Origin of the sequence: Nocardia sp. NPDC049526, from assembly GCF_044465765.1 — a bacterium.
Taxonomy (GTDB): Bacteria; Actinomycetota; Actinomycetes; order Mycobacteriales; family Mycobacteriaceae; genus Nocardia.
This window is the reverse complement of the sequence record NZ_JBITMA010000020.1, coordinates 2,144-17,248: the sequence shown is the minus strand read 5'-3', so window position 1 is coordinate 17,248 and position 15,105 is coordinate 2,144. Positions and strand designations below refer to the sequence as shown.

Sequence of the window (15,105 nt, the reverse complement as noted above, 5' to 3'; positions counted from 1 at the left end):
CCACATCGACGGCCTGCTCGACAAGGTGATCCACGGCATCTTGCCCGCCTTCAACCTGCAATTCGACGGCGCGTCGCCGCACCGCATGCTCCGCTTCAGCTTCCCGATCGGACCGTTGCCCTGGGACCCGAAGGGCCTGGTCCAACTGAGCTGCGAGTAGGTCCCGGATTCGACATCAGCTGTTGGGGGCGATTACCAAGCCCAGTTCGGCGTCGCTGGCGAGTAGTTCGTTGTGGGGTAGGACCCGGACCGTGTAACCGACGGCGCCGGACAGGGGGACCGGGGTTTCGACGGTGAAAAGGTCTACGCCGGAGTCGGATCCGGTGTGGGTCATGGGGAAGGTAGTGGTGTCGGAGAGGTCGTCGGTCGGTGAGACTCGGCCGAGTACCGCCTGCACGGTGACATCGGCGGGGGTGAGGCCGGCGAGGTCGATGCGGGCGGCGAGCGAGAGTTCGGCGCCGATGATCGGGGTGTCGGGCAGCCCCGCGCTGTCGACCTGGATGATCTTGACCGAGGGCCAGGCGGCGTCGACTCGGCGGCGGTACTCCGAAACCGCTCGGGCACCGGCGAATTCGTCGGCGCTCGCGCGTTTACCGGCGGATGCGGCGGGGGCGTAGTACTCGACGGCATAGTCGCGAACCATGCGGGAGGCCAGCACCTTCGGACCGAGCGTTTGCAGGGTGTGGCGCACCATCTCGACCCAGCGCACCGGCATATCGGAGCCGTCGCGGTCATAGAAGCGCGGTGCGACGGTGCGTTCGAAAAGGTCGTAGAGGGCGGCGGCCTCGAGGTCGTCGCGGCGGTGTTCATCGGAGACGCCGTCGGCGGTCGGTATGGCCCAACCGTTTTCGCCGTCGTACATCTCATCCCACCAGCCGTCGCGGATGGAGAGGTTGAGGCCGCCGTTGAGCGCGGACTTCATACCGGAGGTGCCGCAGGCCTCCAGCGGACGCAGCGGATTGTTCAGCCAGACATCGCAACCCCAGTACAGGTAGCGGGCCATCGACATGTCGTAATCGGGCAGGAAGGCGATCCGATGACGCACTTCCGGATCGTCGGCGAACCGAACGACCTGCTGAATCAGCGCCTTGCCGCCATCGTCGGCGGGATGACTCTTACCCGCGACGACCAGTTGCATCGGCCTATCGGGATTCAGCAGCAGCGCACGCAAGCGCTGCGGATCGCGCAGCATCAGGGTCAGCCGCTTATAGGTCGGCACCCGGCGCGCGAAACCGACGGTCAACACATTCGGATCGAAAACGCTGTCGACCCATCCCAATTCAGCCGAAGCGGCACCACGTTCCAACCAGGACGCGCGAACCCGGCGGCGCACCTCGGCAACGAGGACGGCGCGCAGAGCATTCCGGGTCGACCACAATTCACCCAAGTCGAAATCGCGCAGCTTCTCCCAGCCGCGCGCCTCCTCGACCAGCTCGGGACCGATGTGTTCGCGTGCCTTGTCGAACCATTCGCGCGCGGCCCAGGTCGGGGCATGCACACCATTGGTGACCGAACCGATCGGCACCTCGGTCGCGTCGAAGCCCGACCACAGCGGCGCGAACATGGCGCGGCTCACCTCGCCGTGCAGTTTGGAAACACCGTTGGCGCGCTGGGCAAGTCGCAGACCCATATGCGCCATATTGAACACCGACGGATCGGCTTCGCGGCCGAGCGCGACGATCCGGTCGACGGAAAGCCCTGGCAGCATGGCGGATTCGGATTCCCCGTGGCCACCGCCGAAATACCTGCGCACCAACGGCATCGGGAACCGGTCGATACCGGCGGGCACCGGCGTGTGCGTGGTGAACACGGTAGCGGCCCGCACCGCAGTCAGGGCGGTGTCGAAATCCAGTCCGGCCGAGACGAATTCACGGATCCGCTCGACACCGAGGAATCCGGCGTGACCCTCGTTCATATGGAAGACATCGGGATCCGGCACACCCGCGGCGCGCGTATAGGCGCGCACCGCCCGCACGCCACCGATACCGGCCAGGATCTCCTGCTTGATCCGATGGTCCTGATCACCGCCGTAGAGCCGGTCGGTGACCGCGCGCAGTTCCGGATCGTTCTCGGCGATATCGGAATCCAGCAGCAGCAATGGCACCCGCCCGACCTGCGCGATCCACACCCGCGCCCGCAGCACCCGCTGATCGGGCATGGCCACATGGATCAAAACCGGCGAACCTTCGGTGCTCAGCAGCCGCAGCGGCAGCCCCTGCGGATCCAGCGCCGGATAGTGCTCGGACTGCCAACCGTCCGCGGTCAGCGACTGCCGGAAGTAGCCGGAGCGGTAAAGCAATCCGACGCCGATCAGCGGCAGTCCCAGATCCGATGCGGACTTCAGATGATCACCGGCGAGAATCCCGAGGCCGCCCGAATAGTTCGGCAGGACCTCGGTGACGCCGAACTCCATCGAGAAATAGGCGATGCCGCGTACCGGCTCATCGGTCTGCCGCTGGAACCAGCCCGGCCGCGTCAGATAGTCGCGCAGATCCGCGGCGGCGGCATCCACTCGCCCGACATAGTCCGTATCCGCGGCGAGCTCGTCCAGCCGCGCCGCGGGCACCTCGCCCAGCATCCGCACCGGATCGTGGCCGAGCTCGCGCCACAGCTCCGGATCGAGCTCCGCGAACAGATCCTGGGTAGCCCAATGCCACGACCAGCGCAGATTCGTGGAAAGTTCGCCCAGGGCCGCCAAACGCTCGGGCAGATGGGCACGGACGGTGAAACGACGGAGTGCCTTCACCAACCGAACCCTACCCAATGCCGCAGCACCAGGTTGCCCCAGCGGGCACAGGTCACTGGACCGTACGCACCAACCGGCACGATCGCGGCTCCGAGCCGGCCGGCGGGCCTGGGTCGGACACGACGAACTACCCGGCGCCGCTGCTCACCGCACCGGAATATCGCTGGCGACGAACCGGCGTGAATGAGAGCATCGGCTGATGCCGCACTGGATCGATGTGCTCCCCCAGTTCCTGCTGGCCTGCCTCATTCTGGCCGCGCTACCCGGGCCTGCGACGGCGCTGTTCCTCCAGCGCGCGGTGCGCGACGGTCGCGCGGCCGGGCTTGCGGCGGTGGCCGGGAACGAGATCGGCGTGTTCGGCTGGACGCTCGCCGGTGGCGCGGGTCTGTCGGTGCTGCTGGTCGCGAACCGGTTCATGAATACGGCGGTGCACGTCATCGGTGCGATGGTGTTGATCTGGCTCGGTGTGCAGGCCTGGCGCGGTGCTCGCGGTGCGGACGAATTCGGCAGCACGGCGCTTACCCGCCCCGCCGGCAGCGGTCCCCGGGCGACCAAGCTGCTACCCGCCGGCCGCACCCCCGGTTCGGCGTTCCGCGCCTCGCTGATCTCGATCGCGGCGAATCCGAAGGCGGCCGTCTTCGGCCTGACGATCCTGCCGCAGTTCCTGCCGTCGAGCGGTCCGGTGCTGCCGACCGTGCTGATCCTGGCGGGTATCCAGCTGGTCATCGATACCGCCTGGTGCATCGGCATCGTGCTGGCGGCGGACCGCGCCGGGGCCTGGTTGCGGCGAGCCGGAATCCGGCAGCGGTTGGAGCGCGCGCTCGGCGCGATCTTGGTCGCACTCGGTCTCGGTCTGGCGGCCGACGCACGCTGATCCCGTCCGACCGCCCCGCACCCGGTAGGTTGGTCGACGTGACCGGCCGCATCGCAATCGATGACACCGCCCCTGCGATACCCGGCGGCCGCTCGGCCAAGGCCGTGGTCGGCGAGGTCTTTCCGGTGCGCACCGTGGTCTGGCGCGAGGGGCACGACGCCGTATCCGCCACGCTGGCGGTGCGTGGCCCCGGCTCATCGCGGATCACCCGCATTCGCATGACGCCGGACTACGAACCGGATGTCTTCAATGCCACCTTCGTACCGAACCTGCCCGGTGCGTGGACCTACCGCATCGAGGGCTGGAGCGATCCGATAGCAACCTGGCGGGCGGCGGTAGAGGCCAAGCTCGCCGTCGGACAAAGCGCAGCGGACCTCGCCAACGACCTCGAGCTCGGCGCCCGGCTGTTCGAACGGGCCGCGCAGGCGGTGCCCAAGAAGCAGTTCGAGCGCTTGCGCGCGGCCGCGACGGCATTGCGCGCCGACGAACAGCTGCCCGCCCGGGTCGCCCCCGCCTTCAGCGCGGAGGTCGCCGAGATCCTGCGCGATACACCGTTGCGGGACATGGTCACTCGCGGCCCGCAGCACTCGGTACTGGCGGAACGTCAACGCGCACTGTACGGCTCGTGGTACGAATTCTTCCCGCGCTCGACCGGCGGCCGTGATGCCGCAGGCAACCCGATCCACGGCAATTTCGCTACTGCCGCAAAGGAATTGCCGCGCATCGCGGGCATGGGCTTCGATGTCGTCTATCTACCTCCGATCCACCCGGTCGGCGAGATCAACCGCAAGGGCCGCAATAACGCGCTCGCCGCCGAACCCGGCGACGTCGGCTCCCCGTGGGCGATCGGGTCGAAGGACGGCGGGCACGACGCGATCCATCCCGCACTCGGCACCACCGCCGACTTCGCCGAATTCGTCACCACCGCAACCAAACTCGGCCTCGAAGTCGCGCTCGACCTGGCGCTGCAGTGCGCACCGGATCATCCGTGGGTCGCCGCGCACCCGGAGTGGTTCACCACCCTCCCGGACGGCACCATCGCCTACGCCGAGAATCCACCGAAGAAGTATCAGGACATCTACCCGGTCAACTTCGACAACGATCCCGACGGGCTGTACGCGGAGGTACTGCGCGTCGTCCGGCACTGGATCGGCTTGGGCGTCAAGATCTTCCGCGTCGACAACCCGCACACCAAGCCCGCCGATTTCTGGGAATGGCTGATCGCGACCGTGCGGCGCACCGATCCGGACGTGATCTTCCTCTCCGAGGCCTTCACCCGACCGGCCCGGCTCTACGGTCTGGCCCGCCGCGGATTCAGCCAGTCCTATACCTATTTCACTTGGCGCGTCGCGAAATGGGAGCTGACCGAATTCGGCAACGAACTGGCCGCCAAGGCCGACGAGGCCAGACCGAACCTGTTCGTCAACACCCCTGACATCCTGCACGAAAGCCTGCAGCACGGCGGGCCCGGCATGTTCGCCATCCGCGCGGTGCTGGCCGCGACCATGGCCCCGACCTGGGGTGTCTACTCCGGATTCGAACTCTTCGAGCATCAGGCGGTGCGTCCGGGCAGCGAGGAATACCTGGATTCGGAGAAGTACGAGCTGCGCCCGCGCCCGTTCGCCGAGGCGCTCGCGCGCGGAGAATCATTGGAGCCGTGGATCACTCGCCTCAACGAGATCCGTCGCGCGCATCCGGCACTGCAGCAGTTGCGCTGCATCCACTTCCATCACGTCGACAACGACGCGCTACTCGCGTATTCAAAGGTCGATCCGGCCGGCGGTGACGCCGTGCTGGTCGTGGTGAATCTGAATCCCTATGGGGCCGAATGGGGCATGATCTCGCTCGACCTGCCCGCCATCGGCCGCGAATGGCACGACCATCCGGTGGTTTTCGACGAGGTCAGCGGCGAGGAATACCACTGGGCGCAGACCAACTACGTGCGGCTGGATCCGGCCCACGCGGTCGCCCACATTCTCACGCTGCCCGCGGTATCGCAGCAGGCGCGCGCGGAACTGGCGTTCCGGAAGACATTTCGATGAAGCGCCGCGATCTGATGTTGCTCGCGGCGGGCACCCACACCGATCCGCATACCGTGCTCGGCGCGCATCCGCATCCAGACGGCACGATCGTTCGGGTGCTGCGCCCGCATGCCGATACGGTGTTGGCCCGGGTCGGCGGCGTCGACCATCCGCTGAAGTCGTTGGGACACGGCATTTTCGCCGGTATCGTACCGCATCCGGACCTGATGGATTACCGCATCGTCACCAATTACCAAGGCGGACAGACGATCATCAGCGCGGACGGCTACCACTTCCTGCCCACCGTCGGCGAGCTGGACCTGCATCTCATCGGCGAGGGCCGCCACGAACACCTTTGGGATGTGCTCGGCGCGCACCCGCGTCACTACACCACCCTCGACGGCGAGGTGGCTGGAACCTCGTTCGCGGTCTGGGCACCGAATGCCCGGGGTGTCACCGTGATCGGGGACTTCGACGGGTGGAGCGGGACTACCGCACCGATGCGTTCGCTCGGATCCTCCGGGGTATGGGAGGTCTTCGTACCGGGTGTCGGTGTCGGCACCAAATACAAGTTCCGGGTGCACGGCGCGGATGGACGCACCGTGGATCATGCGGATCCGCTGGCCTTCGCGACGGAGCTGCCACCGGCGACGGCATCGGTGGTCACCGAAAGCAATTATGTGTGGTCCGACGGTGATTGGGTCTCGACCCGCGAACGCACCGACCCGACCCGCGCCCCGATGAGCGTCTACGAAGTGCACCTGGGCTCCTGGCGCCCCGGCCTCGGCTACCGCGAATTGGCCGATCAGCTCGCCGATTACGTGCGCGCGGCCGGATTCACCCATATCGAGCTGCTGCCGATCGCCGAGCACCCGTTCGGCGGCTCCTGGGGCTACCAGGTCACGTCGTACTACGCGCCTACCGCCCGCTTCGGCTCCCCCGACGATTTCCGAGCCTTCGTCGACCGCATGCACGCCGCAGGCATCGGCGTACTGCTCGACTGGGTGCCCGCGCACTTCCCCCGGGACGAATGGGCGCTCGCGCGCTTCGACGGGACCGCGCTCTACGAGCACGCCGACCCGCGCCGCGGCGAGCAACTCGACTGGGGCACCTACATTTTCGACTTCGGCCGCAATGAGGTGCGCAACTTCCTGGTCGCCAATGCGCGGTACTGGATCGAGGAATTCCATATCGACGGACTGCGCGTCGACGCGGTCGCCTCCATGCTGTACCTGGATTACTCACGCGCCGAAGGCGAATGGGAACCCAATGTGCACGGCGGCCGGGAAAACCTGGAGGCCGTCGACTTCCTGCAGGACCTGAACGAAACCGTGCACCGCCACCATCCCGGCGTCGTCACCATCGCCGAGGAATCCACCACCTGGCCCGGTGTCACCCGCGGCGCCGATGTCGGCGGCCTCGGCTTCACCATGAAATGGAATATGGGCTGGATGCACGACACCCTGGGCTATTTGGGGCGCGATCCGATCCACCGCTCCTGGCACCACAACGAGATCACCTTCTCGCTGGTGTACGCGTGGAGCGAGAACTATGTGCTGCCCATCAGCCACGACGAGGTCGTGCACGGCAAGGGCACCCTCTGGACCAGGATGCCCGGCGACGATTTCGCCAGGGCGGCGGGCGTGCGCGCACTGCTGGCCTACATGTGGTCGCATCCCGGTAAGCAATTGCTGTTCATGGGCCAGGATTTCGGCCAGTTCCGGGAATGGTCACACGACCGCGGCCTGGACTGGCATGAACTGGAAAACCCACTGCACCAGGGCATTACAGCCGCCGTCCGGGATCTGAACGCGGTCTACCGCGCCCATCCCGCGCTGTGGAGTCAGGACACCAGCCCCGGCGGCTACTCCTGGGTCCAGGCCGACGATCGCGAAAACAATGTGATCGCCTTCCTCCGCTACGGCTCCGACGGTTCGGTGATCGCCTGCGTTTTCAATTTCTCCGGCTCGATACACGGCGAATACCGCGTCGGCCTGCCGAGCGCAGGCACCTGGCGCGAAATCCTCAATACCGACGCCGCCGAATACGGCGGCTCCGGCATCGGAAATCTGGGCGGTGTCAAGGCGACCGATGAGCCGTGGCACGGTCGACCGGCTTCGGCGACCGTGGCACTGGCCCCGAATACCGCGATCTGGCTCGCTCCAGCGTCGTAGCCACCACAGGGGTGAGTCCAGCACGCGCCACCCCCCGCAGCGCTCAGCCGGCTTCGGCCACAGTCGCGCAGGCCCGAACACCGCAATCTGGCTCGCACCAGGGTCATAAACCACCACACGGGAGAGTCCAACAGGCGCCACCCCGCAGCGCTCAGCCCGGCTACGGCCACAGTCGCGCCGACCCGAACACCGCAATCTGGCTCGCACCAGGGTCATAAACCACCACACGGGAGAGTCCAACAGGCGCCACCCCGCAGCGCTCAGCCCGGCTTCGACCACAGTCGCGCCGACCCGAACACCGCAATCTGGCCTCGCACCAGGGTCATAAACCACCACACGGGAGAGTCCAACAGGCGCCACCCCGCAGCGCTCAGCCCGGCTACGACCACAGTCGCGCAGGCCCGAACACCGCAATCTGGCTCGCACCGGAGACAGAAGCCGTCACGCGGGTAGATCGAGCGGGCCGAGCCGCCGCCCCCGGCGGCGTCCAGCTACGCCGGTGCGGGCGGACGTCGTGCGATCCCAAGGGGCTCTGCACCGGCGTTGTCGACCAGGACATCCAGACTGCCGTCGGCCTCGCTGCCGATCACCGTGCTCAGCGATCGACCGCATCGCCGCGATCGGCGGAAGAGCCATCCGCCGATGCCAAACATGGCCGCCGAACGGACAGCGAGCGGCGCTACGAGCGGCTCGGTCAGTACAACGCGGCGGCCAGCTTGCGGCGAGCAGCAACCACGAAAGGCTCTGCCGGGTCGAACAATTCGAAGAGTTCGAGCAGCCGGGTGCGCGCCTTGGTGCGATCATCGCCGGCCGTCTTCTTGATCACGGCGATCAACCGGTCGAACGAGGCCTCCGGCTGCTGGCTCATCATCTCCACATCGGCGGCATCCAGAGCCGCGTCGACATTGGCCGGATCGGCGTCGGCAGTGGCGATCGCCGAGTCCGAAATGGTCTGGGCACGGGACAGGAAGCGCACCTGACGCAGCGCGTTCTTTGCCTCCTCATTGCCCGGCTCCGCGGCGATGATGGCCTCATAGGCCGCTTCGGCACCGGCCATGTCGCCGCGCTCGAGCGCGGCCTCTGCGGCGGTGAAACGCGGGTCCTCTACGGCCGGGGGCTGCTCACCGCCCTCGAGCTGCCCGCCGACCGCCTCGACGACCGCGCTCAACCACTGCCGGACCTGCGGCTCCGGCTGGGCGCCCTCGAAATCCGCGAGCGGGCGGCCACCGGCCACCGCGATCACGGTCGGAATGCCCTTCACACCGAACGCCTGCGCGATCCGCATATTGGCCTCGGCCTCGACCGTCGCCAGATCCCATGCGCCCGCGCCCTCCTGAACGAGCCGCTCCAGGGTCTGGACCAGCTCGACGCTACCCGGGCTGCGCTGCGAATACAGCGCGACGACCACCGGCACCTGGGTGGACCGACGCAGCACCTTCGTTTCGAAATCCGCCTCGGAGACGGCGTAGTCGCCGCCGCCTCCCGCACCCGACGCACCGGCCGGGGGCTGCTTCAGGCTGGACAGATCCACCGCACCGGACATGGCGGCGGCGACGGCTGGCGAAGGGCGGCGGGCAGCAGGTCGAGTCACGGCTTCCAGTTTGTCACGGCGTGACCGACGCCGGGGCTCCGGAGTCGACGGAAGTCACGTCGCTCAGCTCACCGAGCTTGCCCGCACGCACCGCCCACACCTCGAAGAGGACCGTGAAAAACGGCGGAATGCTCGACAGCAGCGCGAGGACCGTCGTCTTGGTGTTCCACGCCAGCTCACGCGCCGCGAGGATCGCGGTGATGACGAACAGGACGAAGATGATGCCGTGCGTCATCCCGAACACCTTGACCGGCCACAGCACCGGTTCGGGGAGGCGCTTGAACACCATGCCGACGATCAGGAAGACCCAGGAGATCGCCTCCAGCACGGCGATGAAGCGGAACCGCTTGGCCACGGTGCTCAAGTCGAAGAAATTGCCCATGGCCACCATTGTGCCGGACTGCTACGACGGGTCGTAGTTGAACCGGTCACACCTGAACTCCGCCGAACCGGTATATCCGGGCCGACGGAGCCGAGAATTACACCTTGATGATCAGCGCGTCACCCTGACCGCCGCCACCGCACAGCGCGGCCGCGCCGACGCCGCCACCGCGCCGCTTCAGCTCCAGCGCCAGATGCAGCAGGATGCGCGCACCGGACATGCCGAGTGGGTGACCGATGGCGATCGCGCCACCGTTGACGTTCACCTTCTCCGGATCGATGCCCAGCTTGCGGGTGGACGCGATGCCGACCGCCGCGAACGCCTCGTTGATCTCCACCAGATCCAGCTCGGCGGGCGAAATGCCTTCGCGCGCACAGGCCTTGGCGATCGCATTGGCGGGCTGATCCTGCAGCGTCGAATCCGGACCGGCCACCACGCCTGCGGCGCCGATCTCGGCGATCCAGCTCAGCCCGAGCGACTGCGCCTTTTCCTTGCTCATCACGACCACCGCGGCCGCGCCGTCGGAGATCTGCGAGGCGGTGCCCGCGGTGATGCTGCCGTCCTTGCGGAAGGCCGGGCGCAGCTTGGCCAGCGATTCGACGGTGGTGTCCGCGCGAATCCCCTCGTCCGTGCTCACCACGATCGGATCGCCCTTGCGCTGCGGCACCGACACCGGGACCACCTCGTCATCGAAAACGCCGTTCTTCCACGCCGCCGCTGCACGCTGATGCGACGCCGCCGCGAACGCGTCCTGATCCTCCCGGCTGACCGGCTCGGCGTCGTTGCGCTGTTCGGTCAGCGCACCCATCGGCTGGTCGGTGAAGATGTCGTGCAGACCGTCGTAGGCCATGCTGTCGCGCAGCGTCACATCACCGTATTTGTAACCCTCCCTGCTCTTTTCGAGCAGATGCGGGGCCTGGCTCATGGATTCCTGACCACCGGCGACGACGATCTCGTACTCGCCGGCGCGGATCAGCTGATCCGCGAGCGCGATCGCGTTGATACCGGACAGGCACACCTTGTTCACCGTCAGCGCGGGCACATCCATCGGGATGCCCGCGGCGACCGCCGCCTGCCGCGCCGGGATCTGCCCCGCACCCGCGGTGAGCACCTGGCCCATGATCACGTAGTCGACCTGCTCCGGCGCGACGCCGCCCTTCTCCAGCGCCGCCTTGATTGCGAAACCGCCCAGGTCGGAACCGGTGAAGTCCTTCAGACCCCCGAGCAGCCGACCGACCGGGGTACGCGCACCGGAGACGATCACGGTTGTGGTCACGACGAGCCTCGCATTCATTGATCGAACAGCGTCGCGCACCGAGCACCCGCGACGTCAACCTCTGAACTCAACGGTAGCTTGCCCAACTCGAATGCCCCCTACCAGGTACGCGGTGCCCTCGCCTACGCTCGGCCAAGCGCAAGGGACTATGACGGCCTCCGGCCGACTGTGTCGGATCAGACGCTACGTTCGAGGGGTGAGCAATGTTATCGACCCGTCGAATTTCATCCCCGGCGACTACATCATCGCCGTCGACCACGTGGGCATCGCGGTACCCGACCTGGATGCCGCAATTGCCTGGTATGCCGACAATCTCGGCATGATCGAGACCCACCGGGAGGTGAACGAGGCCCAAGGTGTGCACGAGGCGATGCTGTCTTTGCCCGGCGCACCGGACGGCGCGACTGCCCTGCAGTTGCTGGCGCCGCTCAACGCCGACTCCACCATCGCCAAGTTCATCGATCGCAGCGGACCGGGCCTGCAGCAACTCGCCTATCGAGTTACCGACATCGAAGCAGTTTCCACGTATATTCGTGATCGAGGTCTGCGTTTGCTGTACGACGCCCCGCGTCACGGAACCGCGGATTCTCGCATCAATTTCATTCACCCGAAGGATGCTGGCGGTGTGCTGATCGAGTTGGTCGAGCCGAACGCGAATGTTACGCACTAGTATCAAGATCGGGCCTGAAAAACTCGTCCGGATCACATTCGCGGTCGAGTCACCATGAGGTGCAAGTAGGCTGTAGTTTGTGTGCCATGTCGTCACCTGAGTCCGATCGCAATCGCTTCGTTGCACTGCCCTTCACCGTTGTGCGCAAGGGTTATGCGCAAGACGAGGTACGCAACTACTTCGACCGTTTCGATGCCGAGTTAAGGGTCACCGCCACAGATCGGGATGCCGCTGCGGCGCAAGCCCGTAACCTCGCCAGCCAGCTGGAGGACGCGCGGGACGAGATCGACGAGCTCCGTAAGGAAGTCGATCGCCTTTCGGTTCCGCCGACCACTGCGGAAGGCATGTCCGACCGCATCTCTCGGATGCTGCGCCTGGCTTCCGACGAGGCGTCCGAGGTCCGCGCGCTCGCGCAGGCCGAGGCGGCGGAAATGGTGTCGATCGCCGAGCAGCAGGCCACCGAAATGCGTGGTAAGTACGAATCGCTGCTCGCCGAGACCAAGGAGAAGCGCGAGGCGCTCGAAATCGAATTCGAGCAGACCCTGGCGAATGCGCGTACCGAGTCCGCCAAGATCATCGAGGCCGCTCAGGCCGAGGCCGATCGCCTCGGCAAGGAAGCCGATGCCAAGCGCAAGGCGACCCAGCAGGACTTCGAGGCCACCATGGCTGAGCGTCGCACCAAGCTCACCCGCGCCATGGAGGAGCTCGAGGCCACCAGCCGCGCCGAGGCCGCTCAGCGGATCAAGGACGCGACCGACGAGTCGAACCGCCTCATCACCTCCGCCACGCAGACCTCCGAGCGCAAGATCGCGCACGCCAAGGAGCTCGCCGAGGAGATGCGCGTGCTGCGTGGCCGGGTGCTCGCCCAGCTGCTCGGCATCCGCGGCCAGCTCGACTCGGTGCCCGCCATGCTCGCGGCCGTCAACCGGGAAAGCGAACTGCTGGACGGGGTTCCGGATCAGCGCAAGTCCATCGGTGGTGGCACCAAGTCGGTCACCAGCGGTTCGCGCACCAAGGCCATTCCCGAGGTCTCGGCCGAGGAAGACGACATCGACGCCGACGAGCGCGAGAACGCCGAAATCACCAACTGACGACGGCGGGCTGAGCGGCGACAAACGCAACACCCCAACCGAATTCACACCAAGGCCGCCCCACACCGGGGCGGCCTTCCTAATCCGAGTAACCGGACACCGCCCCGCTACGGCGACATACGCCGCCACAACGACGTTCCGGCCCGCCGAGACACCCATCGCCCCTGGCACATTCGGCCTTGCGGCCCCTTGCCTACCCCAGAAATCCTCAGCCCCAAGGTAATCCACAGACCCGCCGGAATCTCTCCGGCCGCCTGACGACCGGGTTCCGCGTCCGGGCTTCCGATGTGGCCCCACGTCCACCAGCAATGCCCGGCACGGCACGACGACTCCGCTGTTCCAGAGATGCTCAGCCCCAAGAGAATCCACAGAATCGTGCAATTCCTCACAGGCGCACGCTTCAACCGCAGGCCCGACTTCTTGGTCCCGTAGAGGCCCCGAGCGGCCGCAAGCGGAGCCTTCACCGGACAGGCCCGTGCCGCCCACGCAATGCTGCGCACTGCCCGCAGCAGAGTCCTGTCGGTAGGCGTGCCCCGTTAGTCCGCAGACTCACCTCCTGCCCATAGACACCACACCCCCTTGTCCACACTCTCCACCTCGGCTGCCCTCTCCGTGCGATGGTGTGCCCGCGCACTCAGGCGCGCCCGTCATCCGTGACGTCCTCCGCACAGGTGCGCCTCCTGCCCCACAACCGCCCCTCTCTGCCCGCCATCTCTACTGGGGGCGCGTCTCCTGTCCCAGGCAGGTGTGGCGCTCATTGACCGCAGGCGGGCCCCACGACGTCCTCCGCACAGGTGCGCCCTGTCCCACAGCGCCCCCTCTGCCCGCACTCTCTACCTGGGGCGCGTCTCCTGCCCCCGGCAGGTGTGGCGCTCATTGACCGCAGGCGGGCCCCACGACGTCCTCCGCACAGGTGCGCCCTGTCCCACAGCGCCCCCTCTGCCCGCACTCTCTACCTGGGGCGCGTCTCCTGCCCCCGGCAGGTGCGGCGCTCATTGACCGCAGGCGGGCTCCACTTGTCCGCAAGAAGGGTTCACGTGCAGTCGCTGCCCGCAGTCTCGTCCATACGCCGCAGGTGCGCCTCTGTCTGCGCGCACCCCCAGCACCTTCTGACTGTAAACACGCACCGTTCGTCGTAGCCGCATACCGTCTGCGCGGGGTATGCGGCGGCGACGCGGCGTGCGCAGTGGGTTGCTCTGGGGCGCAGGGGGATTCAGGACCAGCGGCGGGTTATTCGGCGGGTCCGGCGGCCGTTCCAGCAGCCGCGGTGCCAGTGTCTGCGGTCGTCTTCGCCGCCGTCGATCGCCCAGGCGACGATATGGGCTACACCGGGCGGGATTTCGTGATCGCAGCCGGGGCAGCGATAGGTTTTGATGGCCCGGCTACCTGGGATGGTTCGCACGATGTACATGTCGTCGCTGTCCGGTCCGGCCTCCCGCCTACCGAAGACATCGCCGATCGGCGGGTTGCCCTCCTGCGAGCGGCCCACCTGGCGTTCCGTCCACGGTTTCCGTCGGGGCATCCCATTAGCCTAGGTCGTGGCCTAGTTCACACAGCGCCCGCAGTCCACCCCTTCCCACGCACCACCCCGCATGCCGCGCACGTCAATACCCGACGAATCCCTGCGCACCCACGCACCGAAGAGCAGTCCGCAAATCCATGCCCAGCCCACGTCCCCACCCCCGCGCACGAACCTTGACCAGCCCCAGAGTCATACGCGGCAGTCAAAACAGTGCACATCCGCGGCGCACGAACTCATCCGCCACGGCAAAGCCATGCGGGGCGCACGAACCCGTGCGCGACCGACGAACCCGTGCGCGGGTCGTGAACGCATGCGCGGTCGTGAACGCATGCGCGGCGGGCAAAGCCGTGCACGGTCGCCAACACATGCACGGCAACCGAACATAAGCACCGCGGGCGGACCTCAGGTACCAGCAACGCACTCCGCCCCTCTTGTGCAACACCTGCCGCGCCGCGCACGTTTACCCGGCGAATCCATACGCGGCGCACGAACTCCTGCGCCGCGGGCAAACCGATACGCACGAACAAAGCCGTGCACGGCCACCAACACATGCACGGCGGCCAAACATAAGCACCGCCGACGACTTCACGCACCGCCGAGGACCTCAGGTACCGGCAACGCACTCCGCCCCTCCTGTGCAACACCTGCCGCGCCGCGCACGCTTACCCGGCGAATCCATACGCGGCGCACGAACTCCTGCGCCGCGGGCAAACCGATACGCACGAACAAAGCCGTGCACGGCCACCAACACATGCACG

At 66.9% G+C, this 15,105-nt stretch carries 10 protein-coding genes; 5 read left to right on the top strand and 5 right to left on the bottom strand.

The features are described 5' to 3' along the window. Positions 1-175 precede the first annotated feature (175 nt). Positions 176-2,746 (bottom strand): alpha-glucan family phosphorylase, encoded by a 2,571-nt coding sequence (gene glgP / locus ACIBW7_RS38740; protein ID WP_397055365.1) that lies wholly within the window; start codon positions 2,744-2,746, stop codon positions 176-178. Between the two features lie 199 nt (positions 2,747-2,945). Here glgP and ACIBW7_RS38735 point away from each other — a divergent pair, with 199 nt between their 5' ends. From ACIBW7_RS38735 to glgB, 3 genes are read left to right on the top strand one after another with little or no spacing between them, the layout of a single operon-like run. Further along, a complete protein-coding gene (locus tag ACIBW7_RS38735; protein WP_397055363.1) occupies positions 2,946-3,620 on the top strand; it encodes a LysE family translocator in 675 nt (224 codons plus the stop codon). Positions 3,621-3,658: 38 nt separating this feature from the next. Next, on the top strand, positions 3,659-5,662 hold the full coding sequence (locus tag ACIBW7_RS38730) for a maltotransferase domain-containing protein (protein WP_397055361.1): 2,004 nt from the start codon (positions 3,659-3,661) through the stop codon (positions 5,660-5,662). Continuing rightward, positions 5,659-7,815: a 1,4-alpha-glucan branching protein GlgB gene (gene glgB, locus ACIBW7_RS38725; protein WP_397055359.1), complete on the top strand. Its 2,157-nt coding sequence runs from the start codon at positions 5,659-5,661 to the stop codon at positions 7,813-7,815. Before ACIBW7_RS38730 ends, glgB begins: the two co-directional genes overlap by 4 nt. Positions 7,816-8,509: 694 nt before the next feature. Here the strand turns inward: glgB and ACIBW7_RS38720 are convergent. The 3 genes from ACIBW7_RS38720 to ACIBW7_RS38710 form a co-directional block, all read right to left on the bottom strand. Continuing rightward, positions 8,510-9,358, bottom strand: coding sequence for a tetratricopeptide repeat protein (locus ACIBW7_RS38720; RefSeq protein WP_397055503.1), 849 nt, complete (start codon positions 9,356-9,358; stop codon positions 8,510-8,512). A gap of 61 nt (positions 9,359-9,419) precedes the next feature. Continuing rightward, the gene (locus ACIBW7_RS38715) at positions 9,420-9,797 is read right to left on the bottom strand and encodes a DUF3817 domain-containing protein (RefSeq protein ID WP_397055357.1); all 378 of its coding nucleotides are present in this window, start codon (positions 9,795-9,797) and stop codon (positions 9,420-9,422) included. A gap of 88 nt (positions 9,798-9,885) precedes the next feature. Further along, positions 9,886-11,064: an acetyl-CoA C-acetyltransferase gene (locus ACIBW7_RS38710; RefSeq protein ID WP_397055355.1), complete on the bottom strand. Its 1,179-nt coding sequence runs from the start codon at positions 11,062-11,064 to the stop codon at positions 9,886-9,888. Positions 11,065-11,260: 196 nt separating this feature from the next. Between ACIBW7_RS38710 and mce the strand changes: the two genes are divergently transcribed. Together mce and ACIBW7_RS38700 are read left to right on the top strand one after the other, a co-directional pair. Then, positions 11,261-11,734: a methylmalonyl-CoA epimerase gene (mce, locus tag ACIBW7_RS38705; protein ID WP_397055353.1), complete on the top strand. Its 474-nt coding sequence runs from the start codon at positions 11,261-11,263 to the stop codon at positions 11,732-11,734. An 86-nt stretch (positions 11,735-11,820) separates the two neighbouring features. After that, positions 11,821-12,825, top strand: coding sequence for a hypothetical protein (locus tag ACIBW7_RS38700; RefSeq protein ID WP_397055351.1), 1,005 nt, complete (start codon positions 11,821-11,823; stop codon positions 12,823-12,825). Positions 12,826-14,038: 1,213 nt separating this feature from the next. Here ACIBW7_RS38700 and ACIBW7_RS38695 read toward each other — a convergent pair. Beyond that, positions 14,039-14,347 (bottom strand): ATP/GTP-binding protein, encoded by a 309-nt coding sequence (locus tag ACIBW7_RS38695; protein WP_397055349.1) that lies wholly within the window; start codon positions 14,345-14,347, stop codon positions 14,039-14,041. Between the last annotated feature and the right edge of the window lie 758 nt (positions 14,348-15,105).

Excerpts from the sequence above, each read along its gene's own strand:
- ACIBW7_RS38735 (WP_397055363.1), top strand. The coding sequence starts at position 2,946 with ATGCCGCACTGGATCGATGTGCTCCCCCAGTTCCTGCTGGCCTGCCTC.
- glgB (WP_397055359.1), top strand. The coding sequence starts at position 5,659 with ATGAAGCGCCGCGATCTGATGTTGCTCGCGGCGGGCACCCACACCGAT.
- ACIBW7_RS38720 (WP_397055503.1), bottom strand. The coding sequence starts at position 9,358 with ATGTCCGGTGCGGTGGATCTGTCCAGCCTGAAGCAGCCCCCGGCCGGT.
- ACIBW7_RS38715 (WP_397055357.1), bottom strand. The coding sequence starts at position 9,797 with ATGGTGGCCATGGGCAATTTCTTCGACTTGAGCACCGTGGCCAAGCGG.
- ACIBW7_RS38700 (WP_397055351.1), top strand. The coding sequence starts at position 11,821 with ATGTCGTCACCTGAGTCCGATCGCAATCGCTTCGTTGCACTGCCCTTC.
- ACIBW7_RS38695 (WP_397055349.1), bottom strand. The coding sequence starts at position 14,347 with ATGCCCCGACGGAAACCGTGGACGGAACGCCAGGTGGGCCGCTCGCAG.